This is a genomic window from Ignavibacteria bacterium (genome assembly GCA_041649015.1).
Lineage (GTDB): Bacteria > Bacteroidota > Ignavibacteria > Tepidaquicellales > Tepidaquicellaceae > CAIKZJ01.
This window is the reverse complement of record JBAZNU010000002.1, coordinates 254,348-273,009: the sequence shown is the minus strand read 5'-3', so window position 1 is coordinate 273,009 and position 18,662 is coordinate 254,348. Positions and strand designations below refer to the sequence as shown.

Genomic DNA, 18,662 nt, shown 5'->3' with positions numbered 1-18,662 from the left:
ATATGGCAAATGAAATTAAAAAATATGTAATAAATTTAATCGACGATAATCTTAAAAAATTTGGGTTAATTGTCTGGTATGATCCCGAAGAATACTTCAAAGATATATTTAAGAACACTTTTAAAGATTATACCGTTGTATATTTTGAGGGAAGTTATTATGAGCTAAGGTATAAAACGGAAAAGTACTTTGATGATATAGAAAAGTACAAATTAATAATTTATATTAAAAATTCTCGAGATAAGCAAAATTATCCATTAATAGAATTTGAAAGAGCAGGTGTGATTTTTGAACCGGAAGGTGCACTGGAAAATAATTCGGAACCCTCAGTATTAATTAGAGAAGCGATAAAAGAGATTGTTTCAAAAGATTTTGTAAATGAAATAATCGAAAAGATAAAAAAAAGACTTTTAACATTAGATGAAGTACAAAGCTTAATTGATAAAGCAGAGCCATTAAAAACAGGAACATTATCTCTTATTTTCCAAACTGATAATCCAAAAAACATAGTTCTTAATTTTATCTCTTCAAATAATTATGATGCAGAATTAGATAGAAAAGAAGCTGTAAGTGAATTACGAGAACTGAGCGAAACATTTCTTGGGGTTTCATTTAAAAATTCAATGGATTTAAACACTCTACGTAATTCCATTGTAGAAAGTCTAATTTTGAGTGAATTTGTATGTATCCTTGAAAATGAGGATAAAAATAAATTTGTAAAATTAAATCTAATTCAAGAAATTAATCAAAGATCTGAATTAATAAATATATTAAAAGAATGGCGACAAAGAATAGACATACAGGATAAATATTCAGAATACGCTATAAATATACAGAGTAAATATTTTCCAAATGGAATTACAATAGATTTTCGTAAATTAATTAGTATTGATACTTTTCTTCTTGCTGATACACTAATAATAGATTCTTTGGTAAAATTAGATATCAACACGGTAAAAAATGATATTATAGATATAATAAAACTTAGAAAAAATTTATATTGGTCTAATATCAAACCCGAGATAAAACTTATTTATACAGTATTAGAACTTTCATTTGAATTAATACTGCAAATTAAAAATGCAATATTAGAAATTGGTAATAAATATTTTAATACTAAAGAACTCTTCAAAAAATATTCTGATTATAACGAGAATAATGCGTGGTTTTATATAGATCAAAAATATAGAATTATCGAGAACAAATTTTATGAATTAGACCTTGACCCCAAAATTTCCGATAAAGTTGAATTATTAATTAATAAGTGTAGGTTTTTATATACAGAATTAATTAATAAACAAATTCCCTTAGTAATAAAAGAAGTTTCAAATAACCAATTATCTAATTTTGGAATTAAGTTACAAAGAAATATATATAATGATATAGTATTACCTACTTTAGAAGATAAAAAAGTAGCATATATTCTAGTCGATGCTTTGAGATATGAAATGGGTGTTGAGCTTTGTAAACTTATTAATAATTCCGAAGAAATTACTATAGAACCAGCAATAGCTAGTATTCCAACAATTACTAATATAGGAATGCTTTCTCTTCTTGTAACCGGTGATAAAAAAATATCTTTTGAAAACGACAAAGAAAAAATGTTTTTAAAAGTTGAAAATATTAGAATTAAAGATAGAAAAGATAGAATAGCATATTTCGAGAGTATTCAGAAACAAAATATTCTCGTATTAAAGTTAGATGATGTAGTAAAACCAAAGAAGAGTATTCAGGATAAAATAAAAGAAGCAAATATAATATTAATTACTTCGCAAGAAATTGATTTGCTAAATGAAGCAGGGAATGAAATATTGACAAAAAATTTAATGAGTGAAATATTATTGAATATTAAAAGAGCTATTAATCATCTTTCACAATTAGGTGTTGAATACTGCATCATTTCCGCAGATCATGGGTTCCTTTTAGGTTCAGAACTTGGTAAAGATAATAAAATTGATTCACCAAATGGACGAAAATATGAATTACATAAAAGATGCTGGATTGGATTGGGTGGCGATAATCCGGAAAATACAATAAGGATATCAGGAAATAAATTAGGATTTGATACTGATATCGATTTTGTTTTCCCAATTGGAAATGGAATATTTAATTCTCCAGGAATTGAAAATATATATGTGCATGGTGGAATTTCATTTCAAGAGATAATTATTCCGGTTATAAAAATAAAAAATAAAATCACTTCAAATATTCCAAAATCTTTAAAAGAAGAATATCAATTAAGTTCTTCAAAAGAAATTATTACGAACAGAATATTTACAATAAAGGGAGAATATTTAAGTAATCAGTTGGAATTTGATGAGTCTAAACATAAGTCAATTAAAGTTAGGATTATAGTTTTCCTTGACAATGAAGTTGTTGGTAAAGCGGAAACTTCTGAATATGGGTATAACGAGAATACTAAGGAAATTGAATTAATCGAAAATAAACCTAATGTAATTACGATTGTATTAAATGAGAAAGTAAATAAAGGTAATTTGGATATTATAATGTATGATTCGCTTAATGATTTAGAAATAAAAAAATTAAAAATACCTATCAATATAATTATATAAGGAACTAAAAATGGAAGAATTAAAAAGTAAAATTAATTCTGTATTTTCTGGGAAAGTTGTAAGAAAAGACCTTGTAAGAAAAGTAAAAGTAGGAGCTAATGTCCCTGTATATGTTTTGGAATATCTTTTAGGAAAATACTGTGCTTCAGACGATTCCAATATTATTGAAGCTGGTTTAAAATTGGTGAATAATAAATTATCTGAGAATTATGTTAGACCCGATGAAAATATGAAGGCACAATCTAAAGTAAAATTAAACGGGAAACATACCTTCATTGATAAAATCTCTGTTAGATTAGTTGCTAGTGAGGATAAGTATTGGGCTACTTTAGTAAATTTTGGGTATAAAAATGTTCATATAGCTGAAAGAGAGATTAATAAATATGATAGATTACTACAGGGTGGTATTTGGGCAGAAATCGAGTTAGAGTATTTATATGAAGAAGAAGGTAAAGGAACCAGAAGTCCATTTAGAATTAGAGATTTAAGACCAATTCAGATTGCTTCTTTTGATATGAATGAATATATAGAAGGAAGAAAAAAATTTTCCACAGATGAATGGATTGATTTATTAATTTTAACAATTGGTTTAGAACCTTCTAAATTTGAAAAAAGAGTTAAGTTACATTATTTGTCACGACTGATTCCTTTAATAGAAAACAATTATAATTTCGTTGAATTAGGGCCTAGAGGAACCGGGAAATCATATGCTTTTCAGGATATTTCACCATATTGTATATTATTAACGGGTCCAACTACTGTTGCTAATTTATTTTATAACATTAGCAAAAGTCAAATGGGACTTGTTGGAACCTGGGATGCCGTAGCCTTCGATGAAATAGCAGATTTACAAAGTATGCCGAAAGAAGTTATTACTTCTTTAAAAACTTACTGCGAATCAGGAGCTTTTGCAAGAGGAAAAGAATCATTGGCCGGTAAAGCATCCATCGCATTTTTTGGTAACACTAATCAACCTGTAGATGTGATGGTTCAAAGTTCCCACTTATTCGCACCAATGCCTGATGTAATTAGAGAAGATTTAGCATTTTTAGACAGGATACATTATTATTTACCAGGGTGGGAAATTAGTAAAATGAGTAATGATTTTCTGACCGATAATTATGGATTTGTTGTTGACTATTTTGCTGAAGCTATTAAAGAATTACGTAGTAGAAATTTCTCTGAAAGCATTGACAAACATTTTATTCTTGGCACACACTTAAACACAAGAGATACAAAAGCTGTTAGAAAAACGGTTTCAGGTTTATTAAAATTAATTCATCCTAATGGTGAATTTAGCAAAGAAGAATTAAAATATTACGCAGAGTTTGCAATTGAGGGAAGACGTAGAGTAAAAGAACAGTTAAAAAAATTAGCGCCTTACGAATACTCTAAAACAAGTTTTTCTATTATAGATAAAGAAACACTTGAAGAAATGTATGTTGGAGTTCCGGAGGCAGGTGGAAAAGGAATGATATCTTCTGATCCTCTCGCACCAGGTACTGTTTACACAATAGCTGTAGGCGAGCAATCAAAGGTTTCTATTTATCGAATCGAAGTAAATCAGAATCCCGGAACCGGTAAGCTCAGAACATCGGGTTCGATTGGCAAACAAATTAAGGATTCTTTTAATAGAGCTTTCGAATATTTAAAATCCGTAAAAAATCAAATTGGAATTGGTTCAGAGATATATAATAATGATTTCAATGTTGAAGCTGTAGATTTGCTGGGCACTTCTATAGATACTTCAACAGGAGTTGCTTTTTTTGTCGCAATGGTATCTTTAATTAAACGACAATCTGTTTTACCTGGCTTAATAATACTCGGTGATATGACCGTTCAAGGTAATATAAAACCGCTATCATCATTAGCAGAACCTTTACAGGTAGGACTTGATAATGGAGCAAAAAAGGCAATTATACCTATTGAAAATAAAAGACTATTTTTCGAAATATCTTCAGATATAGTTGAAGCTGTTGATCCAATATTTTACAAAGACCCCACAAGTGCGGTGTTTAAAGGGTTGGGAATTTCTTAATTAAATTTTTATTATTTATTTAATTTAACGTGAGATATTTCATAAACACTAATATGCCTGATAGTTTTTTTAAAAATACAACTCACCTATTAACGCAATTACTAAATTGCCTTAACTGAAATTTTATATTTATCAATCTCATTACAAGCCCTTGAAGGCAACGCTATAACGCAAGAGTGCATATTATTCTCAAAATATTTTCTTCGCCTCAATACTATAGGCAATTTCAACAACGCAAAAAAACATCCACTTAAAAGTGATGAGTTAATTTCGGAATTGTTTAATAGCTTTGTGTACATGTCATTAAGCATTATCTTTTGAAAGTCTAATGTATTTTATACAGGCCAGTAAACTTATCCACTGGTAGTTTGTATTGTCTATTTTGTAATAAGAGTGTGAAATAGTTTGAAAATTAAAAAATCCACTAACTTAGGCTCTTTTTAACTACCCCTATAGGGAATAGATCAGCGAAATGCCAATTAAGAGCCTAAATCAATGGACTTTTTCGTCAAGATTTTCCATAAATAGTTTTAAGTCGTATTATCATTATAGAATACCAATTATTTTTGTCAAGCCCGTTTATTATTACTTTATTAAGTTATCAACATTATCTCTACTTAAAACCATAGATACTAATCTTTTTAAATAATTGATATTTTTAATAAATATTGTTTGTAAAAATTATCCAGACTTGCTATACTAATTGTATAGCTCGTTAAAAATTTTCTTTTCCTGATTCTTGCCTGAACTTTGTCTGAATTTACGGCTATTCCTTTTTCTGTATTTCTGTTCGTTCATTCCAACCATAAAATATTAAACTTTTCTTAACCCGACAGGACAAAATCAGATTTCTTTAACCGAAAAAGGCGAAGATATTCCTAAATTTACTTTCACAGAGAAAAGGGTTTAATGTACTTTTACAATCTTATATATAATTTTGAGTAACCCTAAAAATTAAAAAAGAAAGGAGTTACACAATGGGTAAATGGTCAAAAGAATTCAGGCGACAAGCCAGTGGTTTTGGTAGAGAATTTAAAAGGCAAGTAGGAATATTTGCTTCTGGAAAATCTCATAGACCAAACAGAACAAAACATCATCCAAGATGTTCCAGTACTCACCGCAGATATTGTGGAAAGAGGCGTTAAAAAAGCCCGCCCCAAAAAGGGCTGGGCTCATAGGTTATCGGAGCAGGTGGTGCTTGTCACCACTCTCCGAAATCTTTTTAGCTGTATGTTTTACAGTAGCTCTAGCTTTCAAATCCGCCAAGAAAACTTCTTCATCAATCAAATGGATACTATCGTAATTAAAATGACCAGCTATATAACCTTTGTTTATCAGTTTATAGATAGTCTTATTACTAAGTCCAAGGATTGCTGCAACTTCCTTAACGGACAGGTAGCGGGTAGGTTTCATAACGATTCCTTACCCAACACCCTTTTATTTTTTCAAAAGCTATCCACGCCACCATCACACATAAACAACCAAATTTTTACCACAAACAAAAATAGTTTATTAAAATAAAAACTGAAAGGAGAATAAAATGCTACATTTAGAAATACAAGAATATTACTATAAGGAAGAAGAAGAGAATATTGTCTTTCACCCTGTAATAGTGAAAATCCCGACTTTTGCTAAAGACATAGATGTTTTGGAATTTAAACTTAGAAACACTTTAAGTATTAACCGCCAATTATATGAAGCATTAACTGACTGTATTACTGAAAAGGTAAATAAAAAACTAAAGAAAAGAGGTAAAAAATGAGCCAATATTCCCGTAAACTTAAAACAGGTATTAAATACTGGTACAAATTTTCATATTCAGGAAAAACCTATATCTCTAAATGCATCTATATTTCCAAAGCCGAAGCAAAAAGAGCCGAAAACAGGAAATTTGATGAAGTATCTAGAAAAGCCCGTGATTTGGACTCCGAAACTACCTCAATCACACTTCTGGAGGCTATAAACGCCCGCCTGGACTACGTTAAGACTAAAAAGTGTAAAGCATACTATAAAGACAATAAACGCTACTATAAGGTAATTTTAGAGGTTTTAGGGAATATTCCTATTGAGAACATAAAACGAGCTGACATTGAAAATTTGCTATTGCAGACTTCCCAAAGACTTCAAAAACGTAATAAAGATAACTATGTTGTTAATGCAATGCTTGCTATTTATAAAGCTCTTTTTAATCACGTTATAGACCAATATGATCTTTCTATAAAAAATCCTTGTCATAGAATTAAACATTTTTCGGTAGTAAAAAGATTGAAATATATACCAAAGGATAAAGACATAGAAGCAGTTAAAAAAATATGTGATAATAATCAGAAATTTTTAATTGATTTCATAGTCGAAACCGGTGCCAGAATAAACGAAGCCCTGAAAGTAAAAGGTTCTGATATCTTTGATGAATATGTTGTTCTTTATACAAGAAAAAGTAAGAACTCGAATTTAGTACCACGAAAAATACCACGACCTAAATGTCTGAAACGTATTAGATTAAAACCTGATGAATTACTTTTCCCAAATTGGATTGAACAACCGAAGTTCCTGGAAAGAAAGGTTAAAACACTTGGGCAGAAATCCTGGGGATTTCATAACTTAAGACACCGTTACGCTTCCCTACTATCCAAACAGGGAAAACCTTTGTATGAAATTATGAGTTTATTAGGACATTCTAACTTATCAACAACTCAGATTTATTTACAGCTCATAGCTTAAAGGGGATTTCAAAATCCCCTTTTTTATTATTTTTGAAAATTTATTTTTAATTTTCCTTTCTTTTTAAGTTTATATATCGTATTATTGAAGTGTCAAAAAATGACACCTGACTAATACGTTATATGGATAAAAATAGTAACGAAAATATTGATTTTATTGAGTTTAACCTTAAAAATGGCAGAAAATCCTTTTCGATGAAAGAATTGGTTAATTTTAAAGGAAAAAATTTTAATGCTGCTAAACAGTATATTAAATACTCAATTAGCATAAATTTGATAAAAAATTTGTCCGAAGGGTTTTATGCTATATATTCCCCATCTGAAAAAGATTCAGGAAAAATATCGCCGGACGATTTTATTAATCAACTAATGTCTTATAAGGAAATAAATTACTATGCCGGATTATTATCCGCATCTGCTTTTTACGGAGCAACTCACTACAGACCGCTTGTATATCAAGTTATTGTGGATAAACAGATACATACTCCTAAAAATATTTTAGAAGGAATTAATTTTCACAGGAAAAAATATTTTCCTGAACATTGCATTATTAAGCAGAAAGGTAACTACGGATATATTAATTATTCTTCACCTGCATTAACTGCTTATGATTTAATTAAATACGAAAATGAAAGCGGGACCATCAGCAATATTATTCTTGTAATTTCTGATATACTTTCTCAAATAAAAATAAGCGATATTAAAAATTTATTAAAAAATAATTTAGAAGTTGCTTACATTCAGCGTCTTGGTTTTATTCTCGAAAAACTTGAAGCTAATGAGCTTATTAATCCACTATTTGAATATTCTAAAAAAGCAACCTCATATATCCCTCTATCTCGAATTGGAAATAAATCAGGAAATAAAAATATTAAATGGAAAATAATTGAAAACGTAAATTGGAAGGATTTCATTGCTCCCTAAAGCATATATAGAACAATGGAAACTTTATTCACCCTGGCAACAAGATGAATTCGTAGAACAAGACTTAATTTTATCAAGACTTCTTATCGAATTATATTCAAGTAAAATAATTTCAGAAAATTTAGCATTCAGAGGAGGGACAGCATTACATAAGTTATTTCTTAAAATACCTTACCGGTATTCTGAAGATTTAGATTTTGTGCAGATAAAAGCAGGGGATATTGGAACTATTTTGACAGAACTTAGAAAAATTATAAAGCGTATAATTCCATCTACACCAAAATATAAAAAGTCAAAAAGCAATAATACTTTGATATATTCTTATGATGCAGAAAACCCGCCAAATCCTAAAATGAAAATTAAGATTGAAATTAACACACGAGAGCATTTCGCTGTTGATGGAATCAACAATTTAAAACTGGAAAGTAAATCTGATTGGTTTACTGGTTTTGCTGATATTGTAACTTTTTCTAATGAAGAATTACTTGCTACTAAACTTCGCGCATTATATCAGAGAAGAAAAGGCAGGGATTTATTCGACCTGTGGATTGCACGGGAATTAAAACCTAAATTTGAAATAACTATCAAAATATTGAAAGTTTATCTCAATAATGAAAATTTAAGTATTACAAAAAAGGAATTTTTAGATAATTTGAGTGCTAAAATTGACGACCCTATTTTTCAAAATGATATTACACCGTTAATCCGAAATAGTTCTGATTATAATTTAAAAGAAGCATTTGAGTATGTAAAGAATACTTATCTTGCTTTATTATAAATTCTTTAAAAAATTTTAATATCGATATATGTCACATTTTATAGAAAACTATCAATTCGTAAAATATCCAATTGAAGATGGGGAAGAACCAGGCTTGCGAAAAGCTCAACTTGGAGCAATTCATTCTATTTCCTCTCATTTTACTTTAAATAAAGCCCCTGCTTTAATAACTATGCCTACAGGTTCAGGTAAAACTGTTGTTCTTATACTAACACCTTATATATTACGTGTTCATAGAGTATTAGTTTTTACTCGAAATAAATTAGTCAGAACTCAAATTTATGATGAATTTAAAAATTTGAAAAAATTAAAAGAAATTAAAGTATTTGAAGATGATGATATTAAACCAAATATTAAAGAAATTAAAAATAAGATACAAATTGATGAAGAATGGAATGAGTTGAGGAATTTTGATGTTATAATAGCCACTCCAAATTCAATCAGTCCCGAATATGAAGATATCCCACAGCCCCCTCAAGATCTTTTCGATTTAGTTTTAATTGATGAAGCTCATCATTTTCCGGCAAAAACGTGGCAATCTATTGCTGCATCTTTTCCAAATGCGAAAATAGTTCTTTTTACTGCTACACCTTTTAGAAGAGACAAAAAGGAAATAAAAGCAAAATATATATTCACTTATCCTATTAAAAATGCAATTGAGGATAAAATCTTTGGTGAAGTTAAATTTTATCCGGTAACTACAAATATTCGTGAGGAACCAGATATTTCTATTGCTAAAAAAACGGAAAATTTGTTTTTGATTGATAAGCAAAACGGATTTAAGCATTTTATTGTAGTTAGAACTGATTCTAAGAAAAAAGCAAATGAACTAAAAATCATCTATGAAAATAATACTTCGTTAAATTTAGAATTAATACACTCTGATCATTCATATAAGAGAATTCTTGATTCAATCGAGAAATTAAAAACCGGAGCATTAGATGGAATTATATGTGTTGATATGTTAGGAGAGGGATTTGATTTTCCTAATCTGAAAATAGCTGCTATACATTCACCTCATAAATCATTAGAGGTTACTTTACAATTTATTGGCAGATTTGCGAGAACAACTTCTTCAGAAATCGGGGAAGCTAAATTTGTAGCGATTCCGCAAGATATAAAATCAGAAATAGGCAAATTATATAAAGAGAGTTCTGAATGGCAGAATATTATTGTTGAATTAGGTACAGAAAGAATTTTGAGAGAAGAAACAATAAGAGAGACATTGGACAAATTTAATACACCAGATTCGCTTTATTTTAAAACTGATGAATTATCTTTATATGGTATTAATGTATATCATCATGTGAAAGTTTATCAGGTTAATGAAGATTTTGATTTATCTTTAGATATTGAATTAGATGATCAATTAGAAGTAATCTATAAAAATTATAGTTCTGATTTAAATTCGGTTATATATGTAACAAGAGAAATTTTACTTCCAAAATGGACCGAAAATGAAATATTCAGTAGTTCAAATTATGATTTATTTATAATATTTTTTGATCAACAAAATAGATTGCTATATATAAATTCTACCCGAAAAACAGATAAAATTTATCAAAATATAATTGATCAGTTTAATATATCAAATTATAAACCTCTTCCTATTCATATTGTTGATAGGGTTTTACATGACTTAGAAAATCAGAATTTCTTTAACATTGGAATGAGAAATAAAATATTAAACAGTAATACTGAATCTTATAGAATAATGGCAAGTAAAAATGCAGAAAATGCTATTGATCCTACAATTGGTAACCTTTTTGATAGAGGCCATATATTTTGCAAAGCCACTGATGATGGAGAAGATATTACAATTGGATATAGTAGTAAGTCTAAAATATGGAGTAATATGGTTAGCCAAATTCCAACATTCATAGAATGGTGTAAAACAATATCTACGAAATTAATTAATTCATCGGAAGTCATTACTCAAACGCGAATAGATTTCTTAAAAGCACCAGAAAAGTTAACTCATATTCCCGAAGGTATTATAGCTGCGATTTGGAATGACAAAGTGTTTAAAAACCCTATTAATATTCAGTATATAGATAATGATGGAGTAAATAAGTCAGCTTTATTAGCTGAGTTGGATATTAATATTGTTCAAAATGAAACATTAAATAATATTATTACATTCGAAATAAATTGTGATAATTTTAATTCAAAATATATATTTAATTTAGATTCAACTCCATATTTTTTGGAAACAAATAGTAATACTGATAGAATAACAATTATTTCAGAACGCGAGGAAATTGATTTTATAACATTTATTAATAATAATCCAATAAGTTTTTTTACTTCCGATTTTTCAAGAATTACAAATGAAGAAATATCAAGATACGATAGCGATAATATTATTTTTGATACAGAACAGATAATTCCTTTTGATTGGGATCAAAAAAATGTTGATATTACAGCTGAATTTGGAGATTTAAATAATGGAAAAATATCAATTCATAATTTTTTAAAAAGCTATTTGAATTCAAATGATTACGATGTTGTCTTTTATGACCATAGATCGGGTGAAATTGCAGATTTTGTAAATATTAAAGAAGATAATAATTCAATAATAATATCACTTATACATTGCAAAGCATCTCAGGGAGCAAATCCTGGAAATAGAGTAGGTGATGTTTATGAAGTTACAGGTCAAATAGTTAAGTCTCTCAAATGGCTAAGTTTTGATTTATTGTTAAATAAAATTAATAACCGGAATAGTGGTGGTTCTGAATTTATAAAGGGGGATATTAATTTAGTAAGAACAATTTTAAATAATAAAAGTAAAACGGTAAGCTATAAAATGATTATTGTCCAACCAGGAATATCTAAAAGTATAATTGAAGATACTTTAAAAAATCCTTTAGCATCTGCAAATAAATTTATAAAATATGGGAAATGCGAAAATTTAATTGTCTGGGCTTCAAATTGAATTCTTTCGTTGATAATCTTTTATATAACTTTAAAAAATTTTAGTTTTTTTCTTTTATTCTTTTTCGGCTTATCATATACAATTTAAGTTGACCTTCACTTTCACAACACTATTTCAGTTCGTGTACTGGAGCTGTAGTAGGTTTTATATTAACAATCCTTTTTTGAGCCAATAAAAAGTAATCTTCATCAATTTCAATCTATTTACTTCTAATACAAATCGTAGCCAAATCGTAGCCAAATCGTAGCCAGAATTTTTTGAAAAAAGAAAGGGAGCTTATAACTCCCTTATTTTTCTATGAGCTAGCGGGGGGATTTGAACCCCCGACCTGCTGATTACGAATCAGCTGCTCTACCAACTGAGCTACGCTAGCTTAAAAATTACATATTACGTTCCTTCGGAAAAATCTTCGTTATATTTAATCTGGTCCTTTGTTAACTTATCAATCTTAATGTTCATAGTAGATAACTTAACGCCTGCAATCTGCTCATCCATTTCTCTTGGTAATACGTGTACTCCTAGAGTAAGTTTCTTACCTGCTTTGTATGAAGAGACAAGAGCCAGCTGAGCATTAAATTGATTTGCGAAAGACATATCCATAACTTCAGAGGGATGTCCTTCTGCAGCTGAAAGATTAACCAATCTTCCTTTTGCTAAGATATATATTTTTCTTCCATCTTTCATTAAATATTCTTCGCAATTTGGTCTTATAGTTCTCTTTGATTTCTTCATCTTCTCCAAATCAGTAAGGTTAATTTCGCAATCATAATGGCCAGTATTACATACTATTGCACCATCTTTCATAGAAGCGAAATGTCTTCCTACGATAACATCTTTCACACCAGTTGCGGTGACGAAAATATCACCAACTTTTGCTGCTTCATCCATTTTTAACACCCTATGTCCCTCAAGAGTTGCTTTGAGTGCTGCTGTTGGTTTTATTTCAGTAGTAATTGTAGATGCACCGAGACCTTTTGCACGATTTGCAACACCACTTCCACAATGACCGTAACCAGCTACTACAAAATTCTTTCCAGCTATAAGAACCGAAGTTGCTCTTAATATTCCGTCGATAGTTGACTGACCAGTACCATAAACGTTATCAAAGTCCCATTTTGTAACTGAATCATTAACAGCATAAACAGGATATTTTAATGCACCTTGTTCAGCCATCTTTCTTAACCTATGTACGCCTGTTGTAGTTTCCTCAGTACCCCCTATTATAGAAGGAACTAAATTCTGATATTTATTATGAACTGTAAAAATTAAGTCAGCACCATCATCAAGAGTCAGTTGCGGTTTGAAATCAAGAGTCCTATCAATACACCAGTAGAATTCTTTAGTATTCATTCCATGCCATGCATATATTGAGACACCATCAGCGGCTAAAGCTGCAGCAACATCGTCTTGAGTTGAAAGAGGATTACATCCGCTCCATGAGAGTTCAGCACCAGCATCAATAAATGTTCTAATCAAAACAGCAGTTTCTTTTGTTACGTGGAGGCAACCTGCAATCTTAAAGCCTTTGAAAGGTTTTGTAATTTTATATTTTGCTCTTAAAGCTGCAAGTACCGGCATTCTCGATTCAGCCCATTCAATTTTTGTTCTACCCTGAGCAGCCAGCTTCAGGTCCTTAACTTTAAATTTGTTAATCTTTGCCATGATATATATTTAATTATAATAAAATACTATATTTCTTAATTTGAAAAAATTTATTTATTTATCACTTTTTCTTTAATTCTATACCGAGTTCATTTAGCTGTTCTATATGGACTACGCTAGGACAATTATCCATTAGAGAAGAAGCGCTTACTGTTTTTGGAAAAGCTATTACATCTCTAATTGATTTTGTACCACAGAGCATAGCTACGAGTCTATCAAATCCGAATGCAACCCCACCGTGAGGCGGAGCACCGTATCTGAATGCTTCAAGAATAAATCCAAATTTTTCTTTAGACTCATAATCTGATAGACCAATTATGTTGAATACTTTTTTTTGAATATCACTATTATGAATTCTAATACTACCGCTTCCAATTTCATTACCGTTGTATACAAGGTCGTAACAGTTAGCACGAATACTAAGGATTTCATTTTTATCTTTGCTATCAAGGAAATGCATGAATTCATCTTTAGGTGAAGTGAAGACATGATGTTCACCTGCAAATCTTTTTTCCTCTTCATCATAATTGAAGAGTGGGAAATCCGTAATCCAAACGAATTCGTGTTTGCTGTCATCAAGCAACTTGAAATCTTCAGCAATTTTGGTACGCAGCTGCCCTAGTCCTTGTAGAACTTTTTTCCTTTCACCTGAAAGAATGAAAACGTAATCCCCATTCACAAGGCTCAATGAATCCTTCATCTTATTAATAATATTTTCATCAAGAAACTTAAGGATAGAGGACTGCAGTTCTCCATTTTCATTGACTTTCATGAAAGCCATACCGGAAAAACCTAACTTTTTGACAAACTCAGCGTAAGAATCAGAAATCTTTCGAGTTATATCAATTTTTGAATGTGATGAGCCAGAGTTTATCTTAATACAAGATACTGAACCTCCATTATTTATTACATCATTGAACACTTTGAATTCTGAATCTTTTACAACGTGGGTAATATCATTAATTAACAAAAGATTTTTAATACGCATATCCGGTTTATCAATACCGTATTTATTCATCGCTTCGTCATAAGTAAGCTTTGGAAATTCAGCGGGGAGGTTATATCCTAAAACTTCAAACCATATTTTGCGAAATAATCCCTCTGAAATTTTAAATACATCTTCCTGTTTTACGAAAGACATCTCTATATCAATTTGTGTAAATTCAGGCTGCCTATCTGCACGGAGATCCTCATCACGAAAACATTTACAAATCTGAACATACCTATCTAATCCAGAGACCATGAGTAACTGTTTATACGTCTGCGGAGATTGAGGGAGAGCATAGAACTTCCCAGTATGAACACGTGATGGTACAAGATAATCCCGAGCACCTTCGGGAGTAGATTTCATCAGAATAGGTGTTTCAACTTCGATGAAACCAAATTCAGCAAAATAATGATGAACAATCTGATAGACATTGTTTCGGAGAATAAGATTATCTAGAACTTTTTTACGCCTGAGATCCAAATAACGATATTGTAGTCGTAAATCTTCACTTGCTCTTACATCTTCTTCTACTACGAATGGTGTAATGTCTGATTCATTAAGTATCTGTATTTCACTTACATCAATTTCAATACTACCTGTAGGTATGTTTTTATTAACACTTTCCCTTTTTATGACTTTACCAGATACAGAAATTACATATTCATTGCCAAGTTTTTCTGCTATCTGGTGAATGAGAATATTTTCTGGCATTACTTTAATTTGAGTAATACCGTAACGATCTCTTACATCGATAAAAAAGAGACCACCTAGGTCTCTTTTCTTTGCAACCCAGCCGTTAATTGTCACTTCCTGACCAATAAAAGCATCATTTAATTCACCGCAAGTATTTGTACGACTTTTAAAACTCATTTATAATTTTTTTGGATAATTTATAAGATACCAAAAATAATGCTTAAATGAGAGGAAAAAAGAGGTTTAAGTAAGAAAAAGGCTGATTATTTCATTCGTAATAGCGGTCGGGTTTTGAAGATGGTATTTAATGAACGGATTATGCAACTATTACTGTACCTTTATCTGGTTTTTGATGAGAATTATAGGAATTGTTATAATAACAACAATTTATTTTTGGGATAAGTAAATATTATAATGAATAATATTTTTTGAATAGATTTATTACCATTTTTTAATATAAATATATTTTTGACAAAATCTTAAAGTACGGAATAAGATTGCTAAGATTTTATCAACTCGTTAATAGTGATTTTATAAACACTATCAATTCTATTAATCAAAGTTGCCAATTCACTACGTGTTGCATTCCCATTCAACGATTCAATTTTCAAGCAAATATCGGCTAATCTTTCAGCTCCTAAGTTAATACTTATTTTCTTCAGATGCGATGAATATTTCTTCATTTCATTAAGATTATTATTACTAAATGAAGATTTAATATTTTTTATGAGTTCGGGAGCAAGATTTAAGTATAACTCATTTATATTATCAAATTTATTTTCTATATTTAAATCTTTTAATGCATTTAAAATATCGGCATCAACCTTAAATCCTTTTTTAATGTTTTTCTTCCTTTTTAATTTTCTTTGATTTATTGTGTCAATCCACTTTGCAAGTATTTTTTCGACGTCTTCAATAATCACAGGTTTGCTAAGATAATCATCCATACCTGCATTGATACATTTATCTTTGTCTCCCTGCATCACGTTGGCTGTCATTGCTATAATTACCGGTCTTTCGTTAACTTCCCAGTTTTTAACAATATGTTTTGAAGCTTCAATACCATCCATTTCAGGCATTTGAACGTCCATGAAAATTATATCATAACTTTTTTGATTTAGTTTATCTATTGCTTCCAGACCATGCACAGCGTGTTCTGATTCATAACCAATCTGAGATAAGATTTTATGAATCAATTTTCTGTTAATCATATTATCTTCTGCAACAAGAATTTTTATAGACCTGTCATCTACATCCTCAACGATTGAATTAGCATTTTCTTTTACTTCGAGTGTCGCAAATTTTTCTATTTTGGGCTTTTCCATCTTCTCCTCTGCAATTGGAGTTTCAATTTCCTTTACATTTAAAGTTTGAAACAATAAGTTTTGAAGTTGTGTTTGTCGTATGGGCTTTCTCAAAATAGCGTTGATATAAATTTCCTTTCCTTGATGGTCATTAACCAAACTGTCAGAAGAAGTGAAAATAATTATTGGTAAACTCTTATCATCTCTATAATTTCTGAATTTTCCTGCGAGTGTAAGTCCGTCAATATCGGGCATCAACATATCGAGGACAGCTACATCAAAAGGATCGTCGTTTACAATCCATTTTAGTGCTTCCTGAGGGTTTTTTGTAGATCTTGGAATCATACCCCAATTTTTGCACTGAATATTCATGATATGCAAATTCGTTTCATTATCGTCAACGATAAGAATTCTCTTATTTTTTAACGGGGTTGAAGAAGATTTAAGAAATATCTTTGGAGAAGTAACTTTAGGAACTTTAGACTTTATTGTAAAACTAAAAACTGAACCAACATTCTCTAAGCTTTCGACCCATATTTCACCACCCATTAATGTAACAAGTCTTTTACAGATAGCAAGTCCGAGTCCGGTACCACCAAATTTTCTTGTAACCGATGAATCAGCCTGAGTAAAGCTCTGGAAAATAATTTCCTGTTTATCATTAGGAATACCGACACCAGTATCTTTAACAGAGAACTGAAGTTCTACTTCGTCTTTAACATTTTTAAGAACTTTTACAATTACAAGAACTTCACCTGTTTCTGTGAACTTAACAGCATTATTAACGAGATTCACTAAGATTTGTCTTAACCTTGATACATCGCCAAGAATCATTTCAGGAACATTAGGTTCTATCATGTAAAGTAAATCCAAATGTTTCTTAACTGCAATAGGAGCTACAAGTTCAAAAGATTCTTCAATACAATCTCTTATTTCAAAAGGTGCTTCCTGAAGATCAATTTTACTGAATTCAATCTTAGTAAAATCAAGAATATCATTAATAAGTGTGAGAAGTGTATTTCCACTATTTTTTATAGTTTCGACATATTCCTTCTGCTCCGGATTCAGCTTTGTTTCAAGCAAAAGATCAGCCATACCTAGGACACCGTTCATAGGAGTTCTTATTTCATGACTCATTACAGACAGAAAATCTGATTTAGCTCTAACCGCCTGCTCAGCTTCATTTTTCAATCTGATTAGTTCTTCTTCGTTCCTTTTCCTATCAGTAATGTCAGTTATGATTCCATAAAGACCTGAAACTCTACCCCTTTCATCGAACAACATACGAGCAAAAACATCAGCCCAAATTATATCTTTTCTTTTGCTTAATAATCTAATCTGAAAACGAACAAATTCCCTTTTTTTACTAACTAATTCATTAAGATTTAATTTATAAATATCCAAATCACTTGATAACATAAACCGCTCAAGCAGATTATTCATTGTATCTTTTTCATTAAAACCGGTAATGTCAATCCAAGCATTATTCGCATAAATAATCCGTCCTTGAGAATCAGTTTGAAATATGATATCTTTTAATCCATCAGCAAAAGTCTCGAAATTCCCACCTGAAATCAAATTATTTGATGCCTGATTCGACAAATCTGTTATTATGGTAGTGATCAGGTCGAGCATTTGCTCGGGATTCAGACCTTCGATATATTTATCGCTTTTACCTACATGCTTAAGTAATAAAAGCAAAACTTCTTTTAAATGAAGATGAATGTATTTCTGTCTTTTGGCATCACTAACAACTAATTCACTTGATTTTTTAAGTTCTTCTGCAAGAAATTTCAGGTCTTTTATTTGTCTACTCGTCTCTTCTTCAAGAGCTGAGTAATTCTTATCAATGAGGGTAAATAAATCGTTAATTCTGGAAGGAACATCTGAAGCATAGTTAGGTATTCTAACATAATCACTAATACCGGCAAACCAATTCAAGAAATTTGTAAATTCTTTTTCTGATTTCAGATCAAGCAATGATATAACATCATCTCTAAGATTTATACTCTTAAAAGTCATAGTTCTCTAACTATATATTTAA

11 protein-coding genes and 1 tRNA gene are annotated in these 18,662 nt (G+C 30.2%); 8 read left to right on the top strand and 4 right to left on the bottom strand.

All coding sequences use genetic code 11. The features are described from left to right. Positions 1-2: 2 nt before the first annotated feature. From WC644_04295 to WC644_04260, 8 genes are all read left to right on the top strand, one after another. Positions 3-2,573, top strand: coding sequence for a PglZ domain-containing protein (locus WC644_04295; protein MFA5011154.1), 2,571 nt, complete (start codon positions 3-5; stop codon positions 2,571-2,573). A 10-nt stretch (positions 2,574-2,583) separates the two neighbouring features. Beyond that, positions 2,584-4,611: a protease Lon-related BREX system protein BrxL gene (gene brxL, locus WC644_04290; GenBank protein MFA5011153.1), complete on the top strand. Its 2,028-nt coding sequence runs from the start codon at positions 2,584-2,586 to the stop codon at positions 4,609-4,611. 1,053 nt (positions 4,612-5,664) lie between these two features. After that, a complete protein-coding gene (locus WC644_04285; GenBank protein ID MFA5011152.1) occupies positions 5,665-6,132 on the top strand; it encodes a hypothetical protein in 468 nt (155 codons plus the stop codon). A gap of 19 nt (positions 6,133-6,151) precedes the next feature. Then, positions 6,152-6,373, top strand: coding sequence for a hypothetical protein (locus tag WC644_04280; GenBank protein MFA5011151.1), 222 nt, complete (start codon positions 6,152-6,154; stop codon positions 6,371-6,373). Next, a complete protein-coding gene (locus tag WC644_04275; GenBank protein MFA5011150.1) occupies positions 6,370-7,332 on the top strand; it encodes a tyrosine-type recombinase/integrase in 963 nt (320 codons plus the stop codon). Before WC644_04280 ends, WC644_04275 begins: the two co-directional genes overlap by 4 nt. 122 nt (positions 7,333-7,454) lie before the next feature. Further along, entirely contained in the window at positions 7,455-8,255 is an 801-nt protein-coding gene (locus tag WC644_04270) for a type IV toxin-antitoxin system AbiEi family antitoxin (GenBank protein MFA5011149.1), read from the top strand. Continuing rightward, entirely contained in the window at positions 8,245-9,033 is a 789-nt protein-coding gene (locus tag WC644_04265; protein MFA5011148.1) for a nucleotidyl transferase AbiEii/AbiGii toxin family protein, read from the top strand. The genes WC644_04270 and WC644_04265 overlap by 11 nt, the downstream gene beginning before the upstream one ends. 28 nt (positions 9,034-9,061) lie before the next feature. Further along, on the top strand, positions 9,062-11,971 hold the full coding sequence (locus WC644_04260; GenBank protein MFA5011147.1) for a DEAD/DEAH box helicase family protein: 2,910 nt from the start codon (positions 9,062-9,064) through the stop codon (positions 11,969-11,971). A 300-nt stretch (positions 11,972-12,271) separates the two neighbouring features. On the opposite strand, the gene WC644_04255 is transcribed toward WC644_04260, so the two are convergent. The 4 genes from WC644_04255 to WC644_04240 all read right to left on the bottom strand — a co-directional run bounded on the left by WC644_04255 (position 12,272) and on the right by WC644_04240 (position 18,640). Next, positions 12,272-12,344, bottom strand: a tRNA-Thr gene (locus tag WC644_04255). Positions 12,345-12,358: 14 nt separating this feature from the next. Next, on the bottom strand, positions 12,359-13,633 hold the full coding sequence (locus WC644_04250; GenBank protein MFA5011146.1) for an adenosylhomocysteinase: 1,275 nt from the start codon (positions 13,631-13,633) through the stop codon (positions 12,359-12,361). A 61-nt stretch (positions 13,634-13,694) separates the two neighbouring features. Beyond that, a complete protein-coding gene (gene aspS, locus WC644_04245) occupies positions 13,695-15,491 on the bottom strand; it encodes an aspartate--tRNA ligase (GenBank protein ID MFA5011145.1) in 1,797 nt (598 codons plus the stop codon). Between the two features lie 323 nt (positions 15,492-15,814). Further along, the gene (locus tag WC644_04240; protein ID MFA5011144.1) at positions 15,815-18,640 is read right to left on the bottom strand and encodes a response regulator; all 2,826 of its coding nucleotides are present in this window, start codon (positions 18,638-18,640) and stop codon (positions 15,815-15,817) included. Between the last annotated feature and the right edge of the window lie 22 nt (positions 18,641-18,662).